The 23,587-nt window shown below is 57.9% G+C and carries 18 protein-coding genes and 1 pseudogene; 9 read left to right on the top strand and 10 right to left on the bottom strand.

All coding sequences use genetic code 11. From position 1 onward, the window contains the following. The first annotated feature begins 23 nt into the window (after positions 1–23). The 5 genes from AU14_RS00150 (at position 24) to AU14_RS00140 (ending at position 4,943) form a co-directional block, all read left to right on the top strand. Positions 24–1,034, top strand: a complete 1,011-nt coding sequence (locus AU14_RS00150) for a hypothetical protein (RefSeq protein WP_236744229.1) — start codon at positions 24–26, stop codon at positions 1,032–1,034. Between the two features lie 230 nt (positions 1,035–1,264). Next, the gene (locus AU14_RS20000) at positions 1,265–2,374 is read left to right on the top strand and encodes a hypothetical protein (protein ID WP_236744228.1); all 1,110 of its coding nucleotides are present in this window, start codon (positions 1,265–1,267) and stop codon (positions 2,372–2,374) included. Further along, positions 2,266–2,796, top strand: coding sequence for a LamG-like jellyroll fold domain-containing protein (locus AU14_RS19995; RefSeq protein ID WP_236744660.1), 531 nt, complete (start codon positions 2,266–2,268; stop codon positions 2,794–2,796). The genes AU14_RS20000 and AU14_RS19995 overlap by 109 nt, the downstream gene beginning before the upstream one ends. Then, positions 2,718–3,752 carry a LamG domain-containing protein gene (locus AU14_RS19990; protein WP_236744227.1) on the top strand — a complete coding sequence of 345 codons (1,035 nt, stop codon included), beginning with the start codon at positions 2,718–2,720 and terminating at the stop codon, positions 3,750–3,752. The genes AU14_RS19995 and AU14_RS19990 overlap by 79 nt, the downstream gene beginning before the upstream one ends. Positions 3,753–3,764: 12 nt before the next feature. Continuing rightward, the gene (locus AU14_RS00140) at positions 3,765–4,943 is read left to right on the top strand and encodes a general secretion pathway protein GspF (RefSeq protein WP_236744226.1); all 1,179 of its coding nucleotides are present in this window, start codon (positions 3,765–3,767) and stop codon (positions 4,941–4,943) included. Positions 4,944–5,053: 110 nt separating this feature from the next. Here the strand turns inward: AU14_RS00140 and AU14_RS00135 are convergent, their stop codons facing one another. The 3 genes from AU14_RS00135 to AU14_RS19985 all read right to left on the bottom strand — a co-directional run bounded on the left by AU14_RS00135 (position 5,054) and on the right by AU14_RS19985 (position 8,631). Then, entirely contained in the window at positions 5,054–6,349 is a 1,296-nt protein-coding gene (locus AU14_RS00135; RefSeq protein ID WP_236744225.1) for an FAD:protein FMN transferase, read from the bottom strand. Positions 6,350–6,484: 135 nt separating this feature from the next. Further along, positions 6,485–8,383 (bottom strand): methyl-accepting chemotaxis protein, encoded by a 1,899-nt coding sequence (locus AU14_RS00130; RefSeq protein WP_236744224.1) that lies wholly within the window; start codon positions 8,381–8,383, stop codon positions 6,485–6,487. Continuing rightward, positions 8,320–8,631, bottom strand: a complete 312-nt coding sequence (locus AU14_RS19985) for a hypothetical protein (RefSeq protein ID WP_236744223.1) — start codon at positions 8,629–8,631, stop codon at positions 8,320–8,322. The genes AU14_RS00130 and AU14_RS19985 overlap by 64 nt, the downstream gene beginning before the upstream one ends. A 375-nt stretch (positions 8,632–9,006) precedes the next feature. On the opposite strand from AU14_RS19985, the gene AU14_RS00125 reads away from it, so the two are divergent. Continuing rightward, on the top strand, positions 9,007–10,620 hold the full coding sequence (locus tag AU14_RS00125; protein ID WP_041338089.1) for an alpha-glucosidase family protein: 1,614 nt from the start codon (positions 9,007–9,009) through the stop codon (positions 10,618–10,620). Positions 10,621–10,652: 32 nt separating this feature from the next. Beyond that, a complete protein-coding gene (gene malK, locus AU14_RS00120; protein ID WP_041338087.1) occupies positions 10,653–11,768 on the top strand; it encodes a maltose/maltodextrin ABC transporter ATP-binding protein MalK in 1,116 nt (371 codons plus the stop codon). Between the two features lie 284 nt (positions 11,769–12,052). On the opposite strand, the pseudogene AU14_RS00115 reads toward malK, so the two are convergent. The 3 genes and pseudogenes from AU14_RS00115 to AU14_RS00105 form a co-directional block, all read right to left on the bottom strand. Then, a pseudogene (locus AU14_RS00115) lies at positions 12,053–15,174 on the bottom strand (efflux RND transporter permease subunit). Continuing rightward, positions 15,171–16,466 carry an efflux RND transporter periplasmic adaptor subunit gene (locus tag AU14_RS00110; RefSeq protein WP_041338086.1) on the bottom strand — a complete coding sequence of 432 codons (1,296 nt, stop codon included), beginning with the start codon at positions 16,464–16,466 and terminating at the stop codon, positions 15,171–15,173. Before AU14_RS00110 ends, AU14_RS00115 begins: the two are co-directional and overlap by 4 nt. A 5-nt stretch (positions 16,467–16,471) precedes the next feature. Continuing rightward, on the bottom strand, positions 16,472–17,740 hold the full coding sequence (locus AU14_RS00105; RefSeq protein WP_236744222.1) for a TolC family protein: 1,269 nt from the start codon (positions 17,738–17,740) through the stop codon (positions 16,472–16,474). A gap of 355 nt (positions 17,741–18,095) precedes the next feature. Between AU14_RS00105 and AU14_RS00100 the strand changes: the two genes are divergently transcribed. Together AU14_RS00100 and AU14_RS19465 are read left to right on the top strand one after the other, a co-directional pair. Beyond that, entirely contained in the window at positions 18,096–18,290 is a 195-nt protein-coding gene (locus AU14_RS00100) for a hypothetical protein (RefSeq protein WP_236744221.1), read from the top strand. Between the two features lie 149 nt (positions 18,291–18,439). Beyond that, on the top strand, positions 18,440–18,679 hold the full coding sequence (locus AU14_RS19465) for a hypothetical protein (protein ID WP_041338084.1): 240 nt from the start codon (positions 18,440–18,442) through the stop codon (positions 18,677–18,679). A gap of 117 nt (positions 18,680–18,796) precedes the next feature. Here AU14_RS19465 and AU14_RS00090 read toward each other — a convergent pair whose 3' ends face one another. From AU14_RS00090 to AU14_RS00075, 4 genes are read right to left on the bottom strand one after another with little or no spacing between them, the layout of a single operon-like run. Continuing rightward, positions 18,797–19,285: a hypothetical protein gene (locus tag AU14_RS00090; RefSeq protein WP_052471895.1), complete on the bottom strand. Its 489-nt coding sequence runs from the start codon at positions 19,283–19,285 to the stop codon at positions 18,797–18,799. A 10-nt stretch (positions 19,286–19,295) separates the two neighbouring features. Then, positions 19,296–20,402: a hypothetical protein gene (locus tag AU14_RS18460; protein WP_052471894.1), complete on the bottom strand. Its 1,107-nt coding sequence runs from the start codon at positions 20,400–20,402 to the stop codon at positions 19,296–19,298. After that, complete coding sequence (locus AU14_RS00080) at positions 20,395–22,902, bottom strand: FtsX-like permease family protein (protein WP_041338082.1); 2,508 nt, start codon at positions 22,900–22,902, stop codon at positions 20,395–20,397. Before AU14_RS00080 ends, AU14_RS18460 begins: the two co-directional genes overlap by 8 nt. Then, a complete protein-coding gene (locus AU14_RS00075) occupies positions 22,899–23,585 on the bottom strand; it encodes an ABC transporter ATP-binding protein (protein ID WP_041338080.1) in 687 nt (228 codons plus the stop codon). Before AU14_RS00075 ends, AU14_RS00080 begins: the two co-directional genes overlap by 4 nt. Between the last annotated feature and the right edge of the window lie 2 nt (positions 23,586–23,587).

Genomic DNA, 23,587 nt, shown 5'->3' with positions numbered 1-23,587 from the left:
AATAACCGACCGAGGACCAGGACATGAGAGCCCGACACCGGACCAGATCACTGGTAGGCAAGGCAAGCAGTACATTGCTCCTTCTCACCATAGCACTGTCTCAGGCCAGCGTTGCCCAGGCCGGCCCCAGAGAGCAGGCCAAGCGAATTCACGACCGGATTGCGGGTGTGCCCCCGTCAGCTTCTGTCCTCAATAGCATGGCAGCAGAAATCAGTGGTGGTAACGAACTGGCCGCGGCGGACATTGCCATGGAAAACAGTGCTTTCTACGACGTCACCCTGAAAAACCTGGCGGCACCCTGGACCAATGAAGCCCAGTCCAAATTTGTGCCGCTGAATGACTACATCGCCACGGTGATCGGGCTGGTGCGGGACGACGCGGATTTTCGCACCGTGCTTTACGACGATGTCCTCTACATCGGTAACCCGGCGCTCGGCCTTCCCGGATACTCCCAGAGCAACAACAACCATTACGAAGCGTTGGAAGACGGCGGCTTCAGCCTCAAGGACAACCTGATCCGGGTAAACCAATCGACTTACTCCGGCTTGCCAACAACGGCCACCGCCGGTGTTATGACCTCCCGCGCCGCAGCCCGGGCTTTCTTCAGTGCCGGAACCAATCGGGCCATGTTCCGTTTCACACTGATGAATCACATGTGCAACGATCTTGAGCAGGTTGCTGACGTGACCCGACCGCCCGATCGAATCCGCCAGGACGTGTCACGCAGCCCAGGTGGTGACAGCCGGGTGTTCCTGAACAACTGCGTAGGCTGCCACAGCGGCATGGACCCGATGGCCCAGGCCTTCGCTTACTACGACTACGAGTATGACGCCAATGCCGATCCAGACGGTGAGCTGGGCCGGCTGGTGTACAACACCGCCAACGATCTCGATCCGGTGACCGGCACCCGGGTGCAAGCGAAATACCACATCAATTCCGCCACCTTTGAACAGGGCTACGTCACACCCGACGACAGCTGGGACAATTACTGGCGCTCCGGTGCCAACCGTCGGCTTGGCTGGGATTCAGCCTGAGCGGCAGTGGCCAGGGCGCCAAGAGTCTCGGGCGCGAATTCGCCCAATCCGACGCTTTCGCTGAATGCCAGGTGAAGAAGGTGTTTGAGAACGTGTGCCTGCGACCACCCTCCAATGCCTCTGACCGTTCTCAGGTCAGCAGCATGGTTAGCAGTTTCCGCGCCCAGGCTTTGACCTGAAACAGGTCTTTGCCGAATCCGCTGTTTACTGCATGGGAGATTGAGGACGCCATGATGACTACACACCGCCCATCAATCATCCCCTTGCGCTCGCTACTGGCGCTGATCGCCGCGGCCTTTTTGCTCAGCGCCTGCGAGGGCGAATCCACGGAATCCCTGCCCAATACATCGGCGAGTGCGTCCAGCGTGAATTACACTGGCCCGGCACCCGAGAACGACGATGTCCAGGCCTTCAAACTGGCGGTCTGGGACAACCTGGCCACCCAGGACAAGTGTGGGGCCTGTCACAACGCCGGTGGCCAATCGCCCACCTTCGTGAACGAGCAGGACATCAACATTGCCTACGCCCAGGCGCGCACGGTGGTGAATCTGGACGCCCCGTCCCAGTCCGAAATGGTCTCCAAGGTTGCCGGTGGGCATAACTGCTGGACATCAAGCACGGCGGCCTGCGTCGATATCCTGACCACCTACCTTACTAACTGGGCCGGTGGTGCTGCCGGTTCGGTCAAAACGGTTGAGTTACGGGCGCCGACAGAGAAAGATCCCGGCGCTACCCTCACTTTCCCGGCCTCCAGCGGTGAATTCGAAAGCACCGTGTATCCGGTGCTGACGACTTATTGCAGCGATTGCCATACTGAAAATGGCCAAACGCCCTACATTGCCAGCTCAAATGGCGCGACTGCGTACGAGCAGGCCCAAAGCCGGATCAACCTGGAGACTCCATCAGCGTCCCGGCTAGTCCAGCGCCTGCGAACCGACTTCCACAACTGCTGGGATGACGACTGCGACTTATCCGCTGACACAATGCAAATGGCGATTGAGGATTTTGCCGGGCTTCAAAGCCCCCAGACGGTGGATTCCGATCTTGTGGTCAGCAAGGCCCTCAACCTCGCGGAAGACGGCCTGCTGGCCAACTCCGGCGGCCGCTACGAGAACAACATCATCGCCCTGTACGAGTTCAAGGCCGGTGAAGGCCAGACGGCGTTCGACACCAGCGGGGTGTCACCGGCGCTGGATCTGACCCTGAGTGGTAACACCGAATGGGTCGGTGGTTGGGGCATTGCTTTGGGCGGCGCCTACCAGAACGAACAGAACTTCATGGTTCCTGCCGGCAAGGCCCAGGCTCCACTTCAAATAGCCAGAAACTACATACCTTCCTGACTGCCTCTGGCGAGTACAGCCTTGAGGCCTGGGTGGCCCCGGGTAATATCACCCAGGAAGACGCCCGGATTGTCACCTACTCGGGCTCGGCTTCGACCCGGAACCTGACCCTGAGCCAGAGCTTGCAGCGCTACGAAGTGCTGCACCGTAGTACCACAAGCGATGAGAACACACCGTTCGGTACCCAGGACGCCGACATGCTGTTGCAGGCCACCCTGCAGCACGTGGTGGTGAACTACTCACCCGGCACCGGTCGCCAGATTTTCATTAATGGCGAGCCAAGCGGCGATGTTGATCCGGATTCCGCCGGCCTGCTGTCTGAGTGGGACGACAGCTTTGCCTGGTGCTGGGCAACGAAACCGATGGCAACTCCCCCTGGGAAGGCACCATTCGCATGGTGGCGTTCCATAACCGGGCGCTGACACCGGAACAGATCCAGACCAACTTCGAGGTTGGCGTGGGCCAGAAGTTCTACATGCTGTTTGGCGTGTCGCACCTGATCAACGTGCCCGAGAGCTACATCGTGTTCGAAGTGAGTCAGTTCGACAGCTACAGCTATCGCTTCACCAGCCCGTTCTTCATCAGCCTGGACAACACCGTTGAGCCCTCCAACATCCGCCTGACCGGTATGCGCCTGGGCGTGAATGGCAAGGAACCAGCCGTGGGCCAGGCCTGGGCTAATCTGGATGTGACCCTGAATGCCGACGATTACGAGCCGGGCACCGGCCAGCCATTGTCGCCCCTGGGCACCATCATTGCGCTGGAAGAAGGTCCGGAGACCGACGAGTTCTTCCTGACCTTCGATCAGCTCGGCAGCGAAACCTACGCCCGGTCCGAACCTGCCCTGCCCCCGGCAGCCACGCCAGCAGATTTGCCACCGTCGTCCGACATCGGCCTGAAAACCTTTGATGAAATCAACGACACCATGGCCAGCCTGACCGGCGTCGACAAGACTCAAACTGATGTCTACAACACCTACGTCACGGTGAAGCAGCAGTTACCGACGGTAGAAACGATCGAAGGCTTCCTGTCGTCCCACCAGATGGCGATCACTCAGATGGCGATTCAGTACTGTGATGTGCTGGCCTCCGACGTCGCACTACGGACCACATTTTTCCCGGGCTTCAACTTCAGCGAGTCGGCGGACACCGCCTTCGACGCCACCGGCCGCAGCCAGGTCATCGACCCACTGCTGAACCGGTTCGTGGGTGAAAACCTGGCTACCCAGCCTGCGGATGCCGATATTGAAACCGAACTGAACAGCCTGATTGATAACCTGACCAGTTGTGGCGGCTCCTGCGATACAGGGCGCACCGAAACCATTGTCAAAGCCAGCTGCGCCGCCGTTCTGGGCAGCGCCACCACTCTGGTTCAGTAAAGGACGTTGACCATGTTTATACGCAGATCACGCAACAAGACCCTGGCCAACGGTGAACCGCTGCGCCACTCCGACCACGGCCGGCCACGCACTCGCCGGGAATTCATTGCCCAGGGCTTTATGGCCGGCAGTGCCACCGTATTCGGCGCTTCCATTTTCAGCCTGTTCGGCAACCCGCGTAGTGCGTCGGCGGCGCTGTCGTCAGACCTGGAAACCCTGAAACAAAGCTGCGGCATTGCGGTCAATGGTGCTGGCAAGATCCCCTTCATTTGCTTCGATCTGGCCGGTGGCGCCAACATCGCCGGCTCCAACGTGCTGATGGGCAAATCCGGGGGACAGATGGATTTTCTCAGCACCGCTGGTTACAACCGCCTTGGTTTGCCCGGGGACATGCTGCCCAACAACCCCTCCTTCGTGAACAACGAAATGGGGCTGGCATTTCATACCGACAGCGGTTTTTTGAGGGGCATTCAACAAAGCACCAGCGCTGGAACCCGGGCCGCCACCAACGGCGCCATCATTGCCGCCCGTTCCGAGAATGACACCGGCAATAATCCGCATAACCCCATGTACGGCATTCATCAGGCTGGGGCTGACGGTTCGCTACTGTCACTGGTAGGCTCCCAGAGTTCAGAGTCTGGCGGCAATTCCATGGCACCCATGAACCTGATCAATCCACAGATTCGTCCTACCAAAATTGATCGACCTTCCGACGTAACGGGCCTGGTGGATGTCGGCGATCTGATTGGCATCCTAGATCAGGGCGATGCCGTTGCCGTTATGGAATCCATTCAGCGAATCAGCGATGCCAAGATGAACCGGATGGACACCAAGCTGGGCGTGTCCAGCGAGGAAGTGGTGAAGGATCTGGTGCGGTGCGGCTATGTGAAGAGTGCGGATCTGGCCGATCGCTTCGGTGACCCCAGCGCGCTCAATCCTGATCTCGATATGGAGATTGTCGGACCGACGGGAATCTTTACCCGCGATGAGTTCGACAACAACCGCGAGTTCCGCAAAACCGCCTCGGTAATGAAACTGGTAATGAACGGCTATGCCGGAGCTGGCACCGTTACCATGGGCGGCTACGATTACCACACTGGCGAACGTGGAACAGGTGAACGCGGGATGAGCTGGCCGGGCGCTGCATGGGTGCGTGCCTGGAATACGCAGCCCGTGTTGGCATGCCGCTGATGCTCTACGTATTCAGCGACGGTTCAGTCTCAAGCAATGGCCGCATCGATGATTCCATGGACGGGCGCGGCAAGGGTGAATGGACCGGTGACAACCAGCAAACCGCTGCCTCATTCTTCCTGGTGTACAACCCCAATGGCCGGCCAACGGCCATCCGCAACCAGATCGGTTTCATGCGCTCGGATGCGTCGGTGGAAACCGCTTCCAGTCCCGCCGCCAATAACGTTAACCAGTTGGTTCAGACCGTGCTCCTGAACTACATGGCCCTGCACGGCGAGGAGGCCGATTTTGGCACCCGCTTCAACGGCCATGGGCTGGGCAACAGCACCATGCAGGACAGCTTGATCGCCATGCCCGGCATTGTGAACGGCACTATCTCTTAGCAAGTCAGACTCTAAGCAAGTGAAAGGCAATTCCTGGGCCTGGTTACTGATCAGGCTCAGGTGCCTGCAAGCCTTCGGAGTAATGCATCCGGCGCTGTTCATCGATGATGATGCGTCGATACCTGCCAACCTGTTCACCATGGCCAGCCCCTGCTCGGGCCCCAGCACAAACACCGCGGTGGACAGACCGTCGGTTGTCAGGGCATCGGTGCCGAGAATGGTGACACTCTGCACTCCCCGCACTGGCTTACCGGTGGATGGCATCAGAATGTGGTGAACTCTCTCGCCTGCGTCGTTTACAAAATACCGCTCGTAATCTCCCGAGGTGGAAATGGCCGTGTCGGTTAGTGGCAACACCACGGCATTGCGATCCTCCGAGCGCGGGTCCCGCACCCCGACTACCCAGGGGCGCCCGCGCCGGTCCCCAAGCAGACGCATATCGCCACCGGCACTGAGCTGGGCATGGCGAACGCCGGCACGCTTCAACTCTGCAATCCCAAGGTCTACCGCGTAACCCTTGGCGATACCGCCCAGATCCAGCTTCAGGCCGTTCTGGCGAAACTGCACCGTGCCCTGTTTCTCATCGAGGGTGATGTCCCGGTAGTTGATGTGCCCCAGTTCCGAGGCAATATCGTCGGCCGACGGTTGCTGCCGGGCGCGATAATCATAGAGAAATCCCACCGACCCGAAACTGATGTCAAAGGCGCCGCCGCTGAGTTCTGATACCTGTTTGGCTTTTTGCAGCACGTTAAATAGATCCCACGAAACCGGAACTGGCCCGTTCGCCGCTTCCCGATTTACCTTCGACAGCTCGGAATCGGCGCGGTAACGACTCATGGTTCGATCAACGTGGTGGAACACCGCCAACACCGCCTCGGCGGTACGGTCCGCCTTGGCTGATCTTCCGCCCAGAACTCCAGGTGGATGGGCGTGGTCATGGCGGTGTCGGAGTAGCGGTACCACTCGGCTTGAGCGAAGCCGCTGGCCGTCAGAATCATCAACCCGATTACCGCTCTGGCCCACAGAAGGAGCGATTTGACCTGCCTGAAATAACAACGCTGCACACGAGCCTCCGGAACGGTGGATTGGCGGGCTGGCCCGCCGGAGTTCACGGAAGTTTAGCCAGCTCAGACGCCGAAGCCAATGCCGCCGACTTGGTCAGGCCACCTCCGCCGACACCTGGAACTGCCCGGTCAGTCTTTGCAGCTTGCTGGCTGAGGCCTGCGTGCGTTCGGCACTCAATGTCAGCTGCTCAATCACCCCGTTCATCACGGACGCGCTTTCGGACACACCCGCTGTCTGGGCACTTTGCTGGTGATTGGTGGTCTCGATGCCAGCAATCGCCCGGAACAGTTGATCGACCATCACATGCAGTGTCGAGTTATCGTCGGCGGCAGCCTCGGCCTTGCGCAGGCGCTCCTCCATCTCCGACATGCCCTCCTCCATGGTGATGACCGCACGACGGGTTTCCTCCTGAACCCCCTGAAGCCGTTCGCCGATGTCCTTGGTGGCCTGGGTAGTGCGAGACGCTAACTGACGGACCTCGTCGGCCACCACCGCAAAACCACGCCCAGAGTCTCCGGCCCGTGCCGCTTCAATAGCGGCGTTGAGTGCCAGTAGGTTGGTCTGGGCGGCGATATCGTTGATCACCAATGCGGTTTTGCTAATTTCCTCGGTGCGGTCATTGGCAGCCCGAATACCGTCCGCCGACCGGGTAATGACATTGCGAATACTCTGGGTTTCCTGGCTGACCCTGGCAAACTGCGCCCTGGCCCGCTCCACTACATCCTCCATGCTGGAGCGCATCTCCTGGGCAGTACTCGACGCATTCCGGATCTCATTCTCCTGAGAGGTTGCACCTTGCACCATATCTTCGATGTGGGTGAGCACCTGACGAATTCGCTCATCCGCCAGCCGGTTCTGGGTCATCAACTGATCGCTGGCCTGGCGCGAATCTGCAGCTAGTGAGATGACCTGCCCGACCATGCCATCAAGACTGTCGATAAAGCTATTAATCCAGCGTGCCAGGTCTCCTGTCTCATCCCGTGGCATGGACGATGGGTCCATGCGCTGGCGAAGATTTCCACCACCTTCAGCAATGTTTCGGATTATGTCCCCCATGGCTCCGAGGTTTTCAGACAACGGTTTTGCCGAAGTACTCCGAAACAGAAGCACACCCGCCAATGCAGAGCCTGCCGTCACCGCAGCTTCCAGCCACAGCGATACACCGCTCCAGGCCATGGCCAGGTTAATGGCCCACAAAAGACCGATCAGCACCGTCATCCGGGCAGTCAGGCGCCAGGATACCGATCGGCGCCGGTATACTTCCTCCAAGTCGCCTTCGCACATCATGCCCCATCGATCTGGCGAACCGGGCATCTGGAAGGTCACGCCCTTGCCAATCACCGGAATATGCCGGTAATCCGAATAGCCGGGATAAGTGACAAACAGGTTTTCACCGTTCGCGATGGTTTCCCGCACACCCGGGTGTAAGCGGCCTGTCGCCGGATCGGTAAAGCGGATTTCAAACTCTGTGTGTTCACGAACGCCGACGGTGCCAAATCCCGTGCGGATGCCGTCCTTCAAATTATCGCCATGACTGAAGGTGGCATCCTCGAACCGGGAACGGGACAGCGCCGTACCGGCCTGGATGGTTCGGTCGAACTGGCTGTCGATCATGAACAGATAATTGTCACCCGATTCCTCAAAGACATGCCCTGCCTCGCGCTGAATCAGGTCGCTCATGACATCGTTGGGAATACGGGCACAGATCGCTGCCACACCGCCGGACCTGAGAGTAACCGGATGATAGAACATCAGGGTCACTGCATCATGAAAGCGGGAGGTGGTGGCGCCCAGGCTCAGCGTAACCGGATCCCGATAAGGCCCGTGCAGAAAACGCTCGTGAGTGCCGCGCCGAACCGCCTCCTGGGGCAGGTCCCGCCTGCCCTTTCGTTCGGATGCCGACGATGCCAGCACCAGGCCTTCCTCGTTCACCACAAACAGCTCGGAGATTTCCCGAAGCCGGCCAGATGACGTCTCAACCAGTTCCCGCATGCCCTCGTCATCCTGTCCTCAAGCCGGACAGCCAGCGTATTCAGGAACGTCCATTTGTGGTCCGCCCAGGTAATCAGGGCGTCCCGGCGGGTTCGGGCAATACTTTCGAAAATCTGCTCGTTGGTGCCATAAAGGCCCCGATTGAGAAAACAGGACCAGCCCATGGCCAGTTTTCCTGTCGCTCCCCAAAATGGTAACCAGCTGCGCTCGGCACTGGTCAGTTTCATGAATTCACTCTTCAGGGTCATATTCTTGGCCTCCAAACCGTACAACAGGACTGCGTGGCCCTTGGTGGCCACAGTCAAACCGGAATGAAGGAGTCGTTTGCAAGGTTCGGGCCTAGAATAAAGCCTAGGAAAGTGCGGTTTTGCGTTAAAAAGCGCACCGATTTCATGCCCATCGGTTATCGGGCAATCAGAGCACGCACCAAAAAAGGGCGATGCCAGAGCGTCTCCGCCCTCCTACGCCCCCCTCCTCCCCCGGACTACGCCAACAAAAAGTCAGCCAGGAGGATGAACAGGGTTAACAATCGACTCAGTATGACTTGCTTCTAACTGGGTTAGAGACCTTTATCCGTGCTCTACCCTGACAACCTTTCACCACCGGAGTATAAGAGAGGCACAATGAACAAGAATCCGGACTGGTGGCGTGGCGCCGTCATCTACCAAGTTTATCCACGCAGTTTCTTCGATTCCAACGGCGACGGAATTGGCGACCTGCCTGGGATCACCGCAAAGCTGGACTACATTGCCGGCCTGAATGTGGATGCGATCTGGCTGTCACCGTTTTTTACCTCGCCCATGAAGGATTTCGGGTACGACGTTGCCGACTACCGTGACGTTGACCCTATCTTCGGCACCCTCGCGGACTTCGATGAGCTGGTATCAAAGGCTCACGACCGTGGCCTGAAGATCATGATTGACCAGGTGCTCAGCCACTCCTCCGACCAGCACGCCTGGTTCAAGGAAAGCCGCGCCGACCGCACCAACGACAAAGCCGACTGGTACGTGTGGGCCGACCCCAAGCCCGATGGAACTCCACCCAACAACTGGCTGTCGGTATTCGGTGGCTCGGCGTGGGCATGGGACAGCCGGCGCAAGCAGTACTACCTGCACAACTTCCTCACCAGCCAGCCGGATCTGAACTTCCACAATGAGCAAGTCCAGAACCAGGCGCTGTCTGACGTTAAATTCTGGCTCGACCGGGGCGTTGACGGTTTCCGTCTGGACGCAGTCAATTTCTGCTTCCACGATCCCAAGCTTCGGGATAACCCGGCCAGCAATGCCATCGCTGAAGGTTCGATAGGTGTGCGCAAGGAAAACCCATACGCCTACCAGTTCCACAAGTACGACAAGACCCAGCCCGAGAACCTGGCCTTCCTGCAGCGCCTGCGTGCCTTGCTTAATGAATACCCGGGAACCACGACGGTTGGTGAGATTGGCGATGACAACTCGCTGCAGACCATGGCCGATTACACCCGTGACGGCGACAAACTGCACATGGCCTACTCATTCGACCTGCTGACCGAAGAGCACGGTTCCGAGTTCTTCCACAGAACCGTCAGCACCATCGAAGACAAACTCACCGATGGCTGGCCCTGCTGGGCTATTGGCAACCACGACGTCACCCGGGTAGCCACCCGCTGGCAGGCGAAATCCGATCAACAGCTGAAAGCCTACATGGCCATGCTGCTGACCCTGCGCGGAAGCGTCTGCCTGTACCAGGGCGAGGAATTGGGACTGACCGAGGCCGAACTGCAGTATGAGGATCTGGTAGATCCTTACGGCATCAACTTCTGGCCGGAGTACAAAGGCCGGGACGGATGTCGCACGCCGATGGTCTGGGATCATCAGGAGACGAACGGCGGCTTCTCAGATGCACAGCCGTGGCTGCCTGTTTATGATGAGCACTACAGCGCCGCTGTGGATGTACAGGACGGACAGGACAACTCGATGCTGGCCGCGTACCGGGCATTCCTCGGGTGGCGGAAAGACCAGGACGTGTTGCTAAAGGGCGATATTGAATTCCTCGATAGCCCCAAGGACACCCTTGTCTACACTCGCAGCCTGGACGGTGAGCGACTGCTGATCGCGTTGAACCTGAGCGACAACGCCAGCGACATCGCCCTGCCGACTGAAGGCACGTCTGTGTCAGGCACGCCAGACTTTGTTGGCGGTCAGTGGCAAGGATCCAACCTGAACCTGGAGCCCTGGGGCGTTGAAATCGCCAGGCTCTGAGACACATAAGACCAAACAAGAAGATTCCAGTTATGGCCAGCGTCACTTTACGTAATATCTGCAAAAGCTATGACGAAGCCCAGGTCACCCGAGACGTGAACCTGGACATCCAGGACGGTGAATTCGTGGTATTTGTCGGCCCCTCGGGCTGCGGCAAATCCACGCTGCTGCGCATGATTGCCGGACTTGAAGACATCACCTCCGGCGACATGTACATCGGCAACGATCGGGTCAACGACCTGCCGCCCAAGGCCCGCGAAGTGGGCATGGTGTTTCAGTCCTATGCGCTCTACCCGCACATGGACGTGGCCGAGAACATGGCCTTTGGCCTGAAGCTTGCCAAAACCCAGAAACCCGAGATCGAGCGCCGCGTTCAGGATGCAGCAACTCTGCTGCAGCTGGATGAGCTGCTGGCACGCAGGCCCAAAGACCTGTCCGGCGGCCAGCGCCAGCGTGTGGCCATTGGCCGCACCATCGTCCGTGAGCCAGAAGTGTTCCTGTTCGATGAACCGCTGTCGAACCTGGATGCGTCACTCCGGGTCCAGATGCGCATCGAGATCTCCAAACTGCACAAGCGCCTGGGCGCCACCATGGTTTACGTGACCCACGATCAAGTCGAAGCCATGACCATGGCCGACAAGATCGTTGCGCTGGACAACGGCGCCATTGCCCAGGTCGGCAAGCCCATGGAGCTCTACCACTACCCTGCCACCCGCTTTGTCGCCGGGTTTATCGGCTCACCGAAGATGAACTTCATCGACTGTGTAGTTGAGGCTGCCAGCAGCCAGAGCGTGACCGTTCTGCTGGCCGGTGACCACCGCCTGGAGCTACCGGTAAACGGCGGCGATCTGTCGGTTGGCGAGCAGGTTACCCTTGGCATACGCCCGGAGCACCTGCAGGAAAATCAGGAAGCCGACATGTACGTCCAAGGCGAAGTACACGTGGTCGAGCGCCTGGGTTACCAGACGTTGGTGCACCTGGAACTGGACAACATTGAGGGTGTGCAGACCATGCGTACCGACGGCAGCAACCCGATTCAGGAAGGCGCCACCATGACCCTGGGGCTCAATGGCAACAAGTGTCACCTGTTCCGGGCCGATGGTGCTGCCTGCCCTCGCCTGTATCAGGAACCTTGCATCGACTTCTGAGTCGATACCAAGCTGTGATTAAGGGAGCCAAGGCTCCCTTTTTTGTGCCTGATAAAAAGTAGAAAGAAAGGTAAAGAGATTCGCTACCGTCATGGTAATGGGACCATCACAGGGCCGGAGATTGACGCCATCAATTGAGCGCTTTGGTCGCAAAGCGAACGTTCAGGCAAATAGATTTTGGAATATGCGCAGTAGACGGGTAGGCACCCTGCGAATGATCGTGATAACCGGTAAAGACGTGATAGCAAGGTGCCAGGCCGAATCCTGGCACCTTGCTATGGGCTTTAATCACTAAGAGTTCGCTGTTTCCAGAGATAGAACAGCACCGGTATCACCAGCAGCGCCAGAATGACAGCGGAAATCATACCGCCCACCATGGGTGCTGCAATCCGGCCCATCACCTCCGACCCTGTACCGGTGCCAATCATAATGGGCACAAGCCCCCCGATAATGGCGGCCGCCGTCATCATGATTGGCCGAACCCGCATACCGGCACCGTGTAGTACGGCATGGCGGAGGGTTTCTCGCCTTGGCGTCAGCCTTTGTCATCACACGTTTCCAGCATTGCGTTATAAGCCTGATTCAAATACACCAGCATGATCACCCCAATCTCTACCGCAACGCCGGCCAGCGCAATGAAACCGACACCGACGGCTACCGAAAAATTATAGCCAAGCAGATACATCAGCCAGATAGCACCGATCATCGCAAACGGTAGCGTGCCCATAATAATTCCCACTTCGGCAAAACGGCGGAAGTTAAGAAACAGCAGGATGACGATGATGGCCAGCGTTAACGGCACCACATAGGTCAGTTTTTCCTTCGCACGGAGCATGTACTCATACTGACCAGACCAGTTGATTGAATAACCGGGAGGTAGATCCAGCTCTTCACTCACGGTAACCATGGCCTGTTCAACATAGGTGCCTACGTCGACACCCTCAATATCCACAAAGGTCCAGCCATTCAGCCGCGCGTTTTCACTCTTAATGGCTGGAGGGCCATCCTCTACGCCGATCTCCGCCACATCTGACAGGGCAATGCGCTGGCCGGATGCGGTCACGATGGGCAGTTGCTCCAGCTTTTCGGGCGAATCCCGGTAATCTTCCGGGTAGCGCAGATTAATTGGGTAGCGCTCAAGCCCCTCGATGGTTCTGGAAACGTTGATGCCACCAATAGCGGAGGCCACTACCTGCTGAACATCTGCGATATTCAGCCCATAACGAGCGGCACGCTCACGATCAATATCCACCTTGATGTAGCGACCCCCGGCGACTCGCTCAGAGTAAACGGAGGCTGTACCGGGGATGTCGACCATGACTTCCTCAAGGCGTTTACCGATGTTCTGAATGACGGTAAGGTCCGGACCGGCAATCTTGATGCCCACCGGCGTTTTAATACCCGTTGCCAGCATATCGATGCGCGTGATGATCGGCATAACCCAGGCATTGGTTACCCCCGGGAACCGAATCAGAGTGTTGAGCTCCTGCTTCAGCTTTTCGGTGGTCATGCCTTCCCGCCATTGATCCCTCGGCTTGAGCTGGATGAAGGTCTCGATCATCGTCAATGGCGCCGGATCGGTAGCGGTATCCGCCCGCCCCACTTTGCCGAACACGGTTTCGACTTCGGGTACGGTGGCAATCAGCTTGTCCGTTTGCTGCAACAGTTCCCGAGCCTTACCAATGGAGATGCCCGGGTAGGTGGTGGGCATGTACATCAGGTCGCCTTCATCCAGTGGCGGGATGAATTCACTGCCGATTTTGGTGGCTGGCCAAAGGCCCACAGCCAATACCAGCAACGCAGCAATAACCGTCGTTTTCGGGAAGCGTAACACCAGCTTCAGAACCGGCATATAAACGCCAACCAGCAGGCGGTTCACGGGGTTCTTGTGCTCCGGCAGCACCTTGCCGCGAATGAAATAGCCCATCAGCACCGGCACCAGCGTCACCGCCAGGGCCGCACTCGCCGCCATGGCGTAGGTTTTGGTGAACGCCAGGGGAGAAAACATCCGCCCTTCCTGCGCCTCCAGGGCAAACACCGGCACAAAACTGACGGTAATGATCAGGAGCGAGAAAAACAGCGCGGGCCCGACCTCAGAGGCTGACCGTGCAACGACTTCCCATCGGTTCTCAGACGTTAACGGGGTTCGCTCCATGTGTTTGTGCATGTTCTCGATCATTACAATAGCACCATCAATCATGGCGCCGATAGCGATGGCAATCCCCCCGAGTGACATGATGTTGGCATTGATGCCTTGCCAGTGCATGACGATAAAGGCCGCCAGAATACCCACGGGAAGGCTGAGAATCGCCACCAGCGACGAGCGCACGTGGAACAGGAAGACGATGCACACCAGGCCCACCACCAGAAACTCTTCAAGCAGCTTGAAGCCGAGATTATTGACCGCCCGCTCAATCAGACCAGAGCGATCGTAAACCGTCACCACCTCGACGCCTTCAGGCAAACTGGATTTCAGGTCTTCCAGTTTCGCCTTCACGCCATTAATGGTTGCCTGAGCGTTCTCACCAAAGCGCATCACCACAACACCGCCGACGGTTTCACCTTCCCCATTCAGTTCGGCAACCCCACGCCGCATCTGCGGGCCAACTTCAACGGTGGCCACATCTTTCAGCAATATGGGGGTACCGTTGTCATCGAGTCCTAATGGAATCGACAGAAGATCCTCACGGGACTTTATATAGCCAGACGTGCGCACCATGTATTCCGCCTCGGCCATCTCGATGACGGAGGCGCCCACTTCCTGGTTGCCTCTCTTAATGGCGTTCTGGATGTGAGCCAGAGGAATTCCCAGCGCCCTGAGTTTTTCCGGGCTGACCTTGACCTGGTACTGCTTCACCATACCGCCTAGCGCAGCCACCTCAGAGACACCCGGCACCGTTTGCAGTTCGTACTTCAGGAACCAGTCCTGCAGGCTGCGCAACTGGCTTAGGTCCTGGTTCCCAGTGCGGTCTACCAGCGCATACAGGTAAACCCAGCCAACTCCGGTAGCGTCTGGCCCGAGCTGAGGCCTTGCAGAGTCTGGAAGGCTGGGCGCAACCTGGGACAGGTATTCCAGTACCCGGGAGCGGGCCCAGTACATGTCGGTGTCTTCATCGAAGATCACGTAAACATAGGAGTCACCGAAGAACGAGTATCCCCTGACCGTTTTCGCGCCCGGTACCGAGAGCATGGCTGTCGTCATCGGGTAGGTCACTTGGTCTTCCACCACCTGCGGCGCCTGGCCCGGGAAACTGGTTTTGATAATGACCTGCACATCGGACAGATCCGGCAGAGCATCCACCGGCGTTTGTTTCAGCGAATAAAGGCCGAGCCCTGTGATAAGCAACGTCGCCAGCAACACCAGGAAGCGGTTACGAATAGACCAGTGAATAATAGCGGCAATCATGACTCGCCCCCGCCATGGCTCATGGTGCTGTGATCCATGCCTTCATGATCCATCCCCTGCTCATCCATATCCTGAGGGGATGACATCCGTTGGAAGTCCGAGGTTTTGCTGGATTCCGAATCGATCAGGAACTGGGCGGATGTGACCACCGTGTCGCCTGGCGAGAGGCCATTGAGTATTTCCGCATACTTGTCGCCGACGCGCCCAACGGTCACGTTAACCGACTTGAAGGCGCCCTCTTCCATCGCCAGAACCAGTCGGTCGCTCTGTCCGGTGCGGATGACCGACTCCCGTGGCACCAGAAACTGCCGCTGTCCCCGTTCGCCCTGAACATCCAGGCGAGCGAACATGCCTGGCATCAGGACACCATCATCGTTATCAAAGCGCATCCGCACTTGCGCCGTCCGGGTTTTCGGGTTCACTTCGGGGTAGACGTAATCCACGTTTCCGCGCCACTCGCGACCGGGCATGTAATCCAGTGTCATCTGCACCCGGTTACCAGCCTCTACGGCGGAAAGCTGGCTTTCAAACACTTCGCCGATCACCCAGACCTCATCCAGCGCGGCAATCGATAAAACCCGGTTTCCGGGCTTGATGAACATACCCTCACGAACATTCAGATTCTCGATCACCCCGGAACCCGGAGCGTAAACCGTCATGGTTCTCTGCACTTCGCGGTTTTGGCGCAGTTGGCCGATCAGACCAGCCGGTACGTTCAGCGCCAACAATCGCTCGGTAGCAGCATCAACCAGTCTCTGATTGCCACGGTTCATCGCGAGAAGCAGTTCTTCCTGCGCATTCACAAGGGTGGGCGAGTAAAGCGTGTACAAAGGCTTGCCTTGCTCAACAGGCTCGCCCTCGGCTTTGACATAAAGCGCTTCGATCCAGCCTTCAACACGAGGGTGCACATGGGCCATCTCGTCTTCGTTGTACTGCACGTAGCCTACGGTAGTAATGTTGTTAGGCAGGCGCCCCTGAATCACCGGCTCCGTTCGAACCCCAAGGTTGTTGACGACCGTTGGTGAAATTCGGACCGTGCCGGCTGGATCCTCAGCTGACCCACCCTCCTCGAATACCGGGATTAGATCCATCCCCATCGGGGATTTTCCGGGTTTGTCACTTTTGAAATTGGGGTCCATCGGGGCTACCCAATACAGCGGCTCCTTTAGACCAGAAGCAGTCATTTCAGCTGCAGGCGTCGAAGTCGCGCCAGTGTCAAGCCAGTACGTGGCCCCTGCACCGGCGAGGCCGCCGAGCAATACAAAGCCCAAAGGGCGAGCAAAATTAGCCATGATGGTCAGTCCTGGTAACGATTCAGTGAAAAGGAAGGTATGTCGGAAGTGTCGGACGTCAGATAACGGAAACTCGCCAGATTCTTGGCCCGCTCGGCCATCATCTGTATCAATTCAACCTGGGTATTAAGCTCTGCAATTCGCGCTCGTACCGCTTCGGCGAAGTCGCCGTCATCGTTGTTGTAAGCAGTCAATGCTGCGCTTGCCTGCGCCTCCATTTGCGGCAGCAGGGTCTGTTCATAGAGCTCTATGCGGTCATCCAGTCGTTCGATCCGGGCCACGGCCGCACGGGCTTTGGCCTGAAGTCCCCGGATCTGCAAAATACGTTCTGTTTTTGCCGCCTCCAGTCGCGCCACTGATGCATTCAGTTTTCGATCCTGCCGGTTGCCTGTAAAGATCGGGAGATCAAAGCCAATGCCTACAGAAAACAGGTCGGCCCTGTCCTGACCGTTTGGTGCCCGCTCCCTGTATCCATATTGTGCAGATACTGACCATTCCGGCTTGTAGGCCTGGCGAGCCAGGTCAACGTCAACACTCTGGGCATCAATCAACTGATCAGTCGCGCGGATTGACGGATGACGGATCAGTGCCTCTGCGGATGTTTCAGCCCAGCCCAGAGGAAACACTCTCAGCAACTCGTTGGGTACATCTTTACTGACAGCCAGCTTGGCTTGGTCCGGGCCTATCCACTCTGCCAGCGCCTCGCGGTTCGATGCCTGTTGCAAATGCAGTACCGTCAGCCGGTCCTCAAGTCGAGTCAATTCTAGCGAGGCACGGATAACATCCTGCTGCCTGGAACCCATGCTTGCTGAGGCATACCCAGCCTCTGCAACATCCTCTAACTGTTGAAACAGAGTGCGGTTATCTTCAATCAGTCCGATGCTTTGCTGGGATCGCCAGACCTCAAGCCAGAGATGGGTTACCGATTCCATGACCTGCGCCCGGCGGTTCTCGCGTCGAAAAGGCTGAACGCCTGCCATTTCCTGTTTTTTTGCGCTGGCCAACTGACGGCTATTACCTCGCGGAATTCGCTGGGTAAATCCAATGGTGGCCTGAGTCATTGGCTCCTGTCCGGTATCAAAAGTATCCGTGGGCAAATTCGCGGCACCAATCGTCATCCGGGGGTCCGGGAGTGCCCCGTCGGCAACAGCTTCTTCCAACAGCGCATCCTGCATCTGCACACTCTGACGCAGCCAGGGATCGTTCTCGATGGCCGCATCAATCGCGCCGGTTAACTCAAGTCTGGGTGCCGTCCAAGCGGGCAAACTGGTCAAAACCAGAGCACCGAGAAAGGCCGGCTTTATAAGGTGAGGAAGAATGGACAACGTTATATCTCCATTGAAATGTTTCTGAATCGCAATCTTATAGCGCTTATCTGAAACCAAACTGAATTGCAGAACGAAAATGCACAATTTGATTTATATCAAGATACTATTATTATTGAAAAAATTTCCTTTATTTTAAATTATTTTGTTTCTTTCAGGATCAATTCAGAAACCGATGTTTTAATTAAATCACCAACCAACTAGGAGGTGTAAAAATGAAAAATTTACTTATATTTGCAGCAGCAGTTACTGTTTCAACGTCCGTACTCGCCGGCAACATGTCAGACAATAAGGACATGAGGCCATGCACAGCCAAATGATGGACAAATCATCCATTGAAGAAATACTTAAGAATGAAGAGATGCAGCGCTTGCACAGAGACATGACACGTAATGCGATGTCCGAAGGGGGCTTTGAGGCTCGCGTGCAAATGATGACGGAAGAAGGCCGGGCTTATCACAACGCTCTGAAACAAAGGCAAAAAAATACCGCAGGGTAATTCCTGCGGCAAAGTCAACTCGTGGAGACGCAAGCGTCGGCTGGCTCGGGCTTCGAGCAGTCGACGTCCTGATCACGCTCAAGTAAATCACAGAAAACTGAAACTGAACTGAATTTCTTGAACAGTTTAAGGTTATTAAGGAGAGCATCATGAAAAAAATCATTATTGCTGCCGCAGCTGCCACTTTATTTTCTACCATGGCCACTGCCAATTCAGGATTGGCCGATCGGATTAATGAAGCGCGCACTTACCCGAACAAAACAGTCGACACGAAAACCAGAATGATGACCTGTATGAAAGACATGCAATCTCAAAAAGATATGAAGGGGTCCAATATCAATCAACAAGAAATAAGATCAGGCAGAAATGAACATCACAATCATACTTAAATAATTCCAGAATGTCAGTGCAAAATCAGTAGTCGACTGTCTCTTAGAACGACAGTCGACTATTTATTCAATTTTTGACATCCAGAAGATACTTTATTTCACTTCCACGGCGCTTCTTCATTTGGCTCTCAGAGTCAACCATCCAAGAAACATCCATTTGACAACCAGGACCGTTATCAGTGGCAAGAAAACCCATTGTGCAAGAGGAAGTACCCCTGTGCCTGTCCATGTGACTACCGGCATTAACTCGCTATAATTCCATTTTTCTCCGTCCCCTGTTGCCCAGTACTCAAAAAGGATCGTTACAATCAGACCGACAGCAAGGTAAACGGACAGGCTGGTCCGTCTCCAGCCGCCCACGCCCCAAAACCAGTCCCTTGATATCCATGCCGAAACTGCATATGCGCCTATGGCTATATTGGCATCTCCGAAAGTGGCACGGGTACACAACCACACCACATCCCAATGACGGGCCTCAGTCATATCGGTAAAGAAGGGAACCTGCACCATTTCCCAGAAAAAGTGCAGAAAAAAGCTGACACCCCAGATCATCAAGGCGAGCGCAATGGCGGCCCGCCGCCGGTGTCTGACTTTCAGAAAAACCATTGAATCTCCATCAGCCAAGCGGCTCCAGCCTCCCGTACTCGCTGTCCTGGTCACCTCCGAACCATTGGGCTCCGGCAGCGAAATAGATCTCCTGGCTCAGCGGCAGTATCCAAGTGGATCTCGGGTAAAGTACCCAACTGGCGTCGTCGGCATTGCGGATGGCCACCACTCGGTACTGCCAGAACGGGTTGATATCCTGCAATACCAGTAGTCCGGCATAATGACGCCCGGCATACAGGGGCCGTGCGGACACAAGATTGGCCAGGCCTGTCGTTCCCGGCGATACCGGCTTACCGTTATAGAAATATTCAACGGCCAGGTTGAGTCCGTTGCGAAATGCCCAATTCAAATCCGCAACTCCTTGCCAGTAGCTATCCCCGGCATCCGGCTCGCTCCAGACGAGTTCAGAACGCCAACCGGTGCCAGCCACTGAGCCACTGCCGCTGAAACCCGCTTTGGTGACCTCGGCGAACTCACCCACCATCACTCCTGCATCAACGCCGGCGAAAAAACGCTTGGCCCGCGCCGCCGTGCTGGCATTCTCGCTACTATCCTGCGGTGCATGAACGGCACTGATTCGGCCGGTTGCGCCCCAGGATCTGTCCCATAACAGGGCGTCTACGCCAATCCGTTCATCGGGCTCCAACTGAAGAGGGCTGACAGGATTGAGGATGTCCATGGGGTTCCAGATCAGGGCTGTGGACCAGTTGACCTGTTGACGCCCCAGCCGGAAGTCGCCTATCGGCGAGCGCCATTGCACGGTACCCCGGTAGAGTTGGTGGCGGGCGACCAGATCACCGGAATCGTGGAGTTCGTCTTGCAGCGTCCAGTAGCGCGGGTCCGGCGCAGTCTTGAGCATTGCGAATTCCGGTGAATCCAGGAAGCTGCCTGTGAGCAGCTCCAGATCGTAGGCCGCCTCCAGAGTCCAATTGCCCTGGCGGTAGCGTGGCTCCAGGCGCAGCCGGGTCAGATTGGACAGGTAAGGGTCACCGTCCACCAGCGAGCGTGAACCCACTGTCTGATTCTTGAGGGAGCCAGAATGACTGAAATCCGCCTGAACCCCGGACGCTGAAAGGGCCGCCAGCAGCCCCAGAATGTGGCGAAACCGCCTAACCATGGCGAATGGCCTCCACCGGGTCCAGCCGGGCCGCCCGTCGCGCCGGGTACAGCGCCACCAGCACCGAGCAGGCGAACAGCAGCAGGCTGGGCAACCAGACATGATCGATGATGAGCACCGGGTACACCTTGTCGGTGATGCCGGGAATGGTCTCGAAGGAGCCAGCGATGGCAGACAGGTCGATGCCGCTGCGGTTCAGCCAGGCGACGAGCAGCCCGCCCAGCATTGTGCCCGCCACCATGCCCAGCAACGCCAGGAACAGCGCCTCGAACAGGATGGTCAGCACCAACTGGCTGCCGCGGGTGCCCAGGGCAAGCATGACCCCCAGTTCCCGGGTGCGTTCCATCACCGACATCACCATGGTGTTCATCACCCCGATGGCCACTACCACGAACACCACGGACAGAATCAGGTAAAAGTCGATCTGGGTCATCTCGATCATCTGCACCACCACCGGCAACAGGGTTTCCCAGTCCTGGGCCACCAGTTGGGTATCGGCCAGTTCGCCATTGAGGCGTTCGGCCAGCGGCGTGCTCTGAGTGCGGTCCTGCAACCGCAGGGCGATGCGCGAGGCCTGGTCCGGGGCGAACCCTGCCAGTTGGCGGGCCTGGGAGATGTTCACGAACACGTACTCGCTGTCGAACAGGTCACTGCCGGTGCGGTAGATGCCACGGATGGGGTAGGCGCCGGAGGCCAGGTCACCGCCGGCCTGTTGCACGGTCACCACCAGTTTGTCGTTCAGACGGGCGTCCAGCTCATCCGCCAGCTTGCCGCCGATGACGATGCCATCATCGTCAGCCTGAACATACCGGCCTTCCACCATGTAGCGGGCCAGTTCGGTAACCTGCTGCTCCTGATCCGGTGCCACGCCCACCACTTCCATGGGCTGGCTGGTTTTGGGGTTGGCCACCATGCCTTTGAGCAGGATACGCGGGGCCGCAGCCTGCACGGCGGGCTGGTCGGCCAGCGTCGTCAGCCGTGCGCTTACATCGTCGATGCGCAGTTGGGGCGAGAGATCCACGTCATGCCCCTTCGCCATCACCTGAACGTGGCCACTCAGTTGCTGGGTGGAATTGCGGATCATCTGCTCAAAAAAGCCATCGGCAAAACCGTACAGAAACAAATAGGCCGCCAGACCGAAGGCCGTGGCCGAGGCGGTGATCAGCGAACGGCGCGGGTTGCGGAAGACCGAGCGCAAGGCCATCTGGGCAAAGATCACGACCATCCGGTTAGACGTCACCTCGCTGTGGACGCGGCGCAACCGGTTGGTGGCGTTGCGGTGGGCATTTATAGCCTCCAGGGGCGTATGACGGCTGGCAATCCAGGCCGGCAGTATTGCCGCCAGCAGGGCCACCACGATGACCACCACGCCGATGATCCCCCACCGATCCGGGCTGGTGGCGGGATAGACGATGCCGCTCAGGCCGGGCATGGTATCCATCGCCTTGATGTACGCGGTGAAGTCCAGGCCATGGCTGGCAAAGTAGGCGGTTACCGCCAGCCCCAGGGCCAGTCCGAGAGCATACCCCACCAGAGCCAGCAGCGCAGTCTCCAACAACACCAACTGCACAATGCGCGAACCCGAGGTGCCCACCGCCATCATGACGCCGAACTCCCGCCCGCGCTCCATCACCGACATCAGAATCGTGTTGACGATACCGGCAGCCACCACCACAAACACCACCAGGATAACGATGTAGGTTACCGCATTGTGAAAGTCCACCATCTGCACCAAAGACGGCATCAGCTCGGGCCAGCCCAGCACCTCCACCTGTCGCGCCTGTAATTGCGGTTGCAGGCGGTCTATCACACTTTGCAACTGGTCTGGGTCGTCCACCCGGGCGGCCACTTCAGTGACCCGGTCCCAGAGCGCGTAAAGGGCCTGAGCCGCTTGCAGGGGAACCTGGGCAACCTGGCCGTCTATGCGTTTGACGCCGGTTTCAAACACCCCCACCAGGGTGAAAGGATCTGCGCCGATGGATCCGTCGGCGGCCTGCACCACCAGCGCCAGTTCGTCGCCCACCTCAGCTTCCATAGCCTGGGCCGCGCCAGTGCCGAGCAGGATTTCGTTTCCAGATTGCAGGTAGCGACCTGCCACTAGGGAGCGGTCGAGCCGCGTCACCGCGTTTTCCCGGGCGGGGTCAACGCCGATCACCTGCATCGCCCGGGATTGGTCGGCCAGGCTGGCCAGGGCGTGGCCGTTCAGGCGCGGCGCTGCGGCCGTCACCCCTTCGGTTTCGGCCACCGCCTGAGGCAGATTCCATTGTTGCGGCAGGCCGATGTTCATTTCCCGTTCGTCATGGAAGCCGCGCTTGTGAACCTTGAGATCACCGGTGACATAGCCGGTCATGTTGTTGATCATCTGGGCGTTGATGCCGTCGATGAACGCCCACAGAAACACCAGGCCCGCCACGCCCACGGTCAGCGATAACAGGGTGATCCCCGTGCGCCGCCGGTTGGCCCGCAGGTTACCAAGGGCCAGTCGTGGCCAGGCCATCATGGGCGGCGTTCCTCGCGTTCGATCTGGCCGTCCTTGAGATGGACCACCCGCCGGGCACGCTCCATAACCATGGGATCGTGAGTGGAAAAAACGAAGGTGACGCCCTGCTCGTCGTTAAGCCGGCGCATCATGTCCAAGAGCGCCGCGCCGGTCTTGGAATCCAGATTGGCCGTGGGCTCGTCGGCCAGCACGATGGCCGGTTTGCTGACAATGGCCCTGGCCACCGCCACCCGCTGCTGCTGGCCGCCAGAGAGTTCATTGGGCAGGCGGGCTTCCAGGCCCTTCAGCCCCACGTCAGCGAGGATCGCCCGGGCCTGCCGGCGGCGCTCGCCAAAGGGCACACCCCGCAGCATCAGCACGTATTCCACGTTTTCCTGGGCCGAAAGTACGCCAATCAAGTTGTATTCCTGGAATACAAAGCCGATCTTCCACAGGCGCAGGACGGTTCGCTTCTTGCGGCTCAGGCCGGTGATCTCCTGGCCATCTATCTGGATTTTGCCGGAGGACGGCTCGTCCAGCGCTCCGATCTGGTTCAGCAGGGTGGTCTTGCCGGAACCGGACGGCCCCACCAGCGTGGTGAACTCCCCGGCCTCGATGGCCACCGACACATCGTCCAGAGCTTTCACGGCAACGCTGTCCTGACGGTAGATGCGGGAGGTGTGTTCGACATTCACAAGCGTCATGA

Source organism: Marinobacter similis (genome assembly GCF_000830985.1).
Taxonomy (GTDB): Bacteria; Pseudomonadota; Gammaproteobacteria; order Pseudomonadales; family Oleiphilaceae; genus Marinobacter; species Marinobacter similis.
Note: the sequence above shows the minus strand (reverse complement) of the source record. Positions and strands in the feature narration are given on the sequence as shown.

What these genes read in the sequence shown, in the direction of transcription:
- AU14_RS00150 (WP_236744229.1), top strand. Translation starts at nt 24, where the DNA reads ATGAGAGCCCGACACCGGACCAGATCACTGGTAGGCAAGGCAAGCAGT.
- AU14_RS20000 (WP_236744228.1), top strand. Translation starts at nt 1,265, where the DNA reads ATGATGACTACACACCGCCCATCAATCATCCCCTTGCGCTCGCTACTG.
- AU14_RS00140 (WP_236744226.1), top strand. Translation starts at nt 3,765, where the DNA reads ATGTTTATACGCAGATCACGCAACAAGACCCTGGCCAACGGTGAACCG.
- AU14_RS00130 (WP_236744224.1), bottom strand. Translation starts at nt 8,383, where the DNA reads ATGCGGGAACTGGTTGAGACGTCATCTGGCCGGCTTCGGGAAATCTCC.
- AU14_RS19985 (WP_236744223.1), bottom strand. Translation starts at nt 8,631, where the DNA reads ATGACCCTGAAGAGTGAATTCATGAAACTGACCAGTGCCGAGCGCAGC.
- AU14_RS00125 (WP_041338089.1), top strand. Translation starts at nt 9,007, where the DNA reads ATGAACAAGAATCCGGACTGGTGGCGTGGCGCCGTCATCTACCAAGTT.
- malK (WP_041338087.1), top strand. Translation starts at nt 10,653, where the DNA reads ATGGCCAGCGTCACTTTACGTAATATCTGCAAAAGCTATGACGAAGCC.
- AU14_RS00110 (WP_041338086.1), bottom strand. Translation starts at nt 16,466, where the DNA reads ATGGCTAATTTTGCTCGCCCTTTGGGCTTTGTATTGCTCGGCGGCCTC.
- AU14_RS00100 (WP_236744221.1), top strand. Translation starts at nt 18,096, where the DNA reads ATGCACAGCCAAATGATGGACAAATCATCCATTGAAGAAATACTTAAG.
- AU14_RS19465 (WP_041338084.1), top strand. Translation starts at nt 18,440, where the DNA reads ATGAAAAAAATCATTATTGCTGCCGCAGCTGCCACTTTATTTTCTACC.
- AU14_RS00090 (WP_052471895.1), bottom strand. Translation starts at nt 19,285, where the DNA reads ATGGTTTTTCTGAAAGTCAGACACCGGCGGCGGGCCGCCATTGCGCTC.
- AU14_RS18460 (WP_052471894.1), bottom strand. Translation starts at nt 20,402, where the DNA reads ATGGTTAGGCGGTTTCGCCACATTCTGGGGCTGCTGGCGGCCCTTTCA.
- AU14_RS00080 (WP_041338082.1), bottom strand. Translation starts at nt 22,902, where the DNA reads ATGATGGCCTGGCCACGACTGGCCCTTGGTAACCTGCGGGCCAACCGG.
- AU14_RS00075 (WP_041338080.1), bottom strand. Translation starts at nt 23,585, where the DNA reads ATGACGCTTGTGAATGTCGAACACACCTCCCGCATCTACCGTCAGGAC.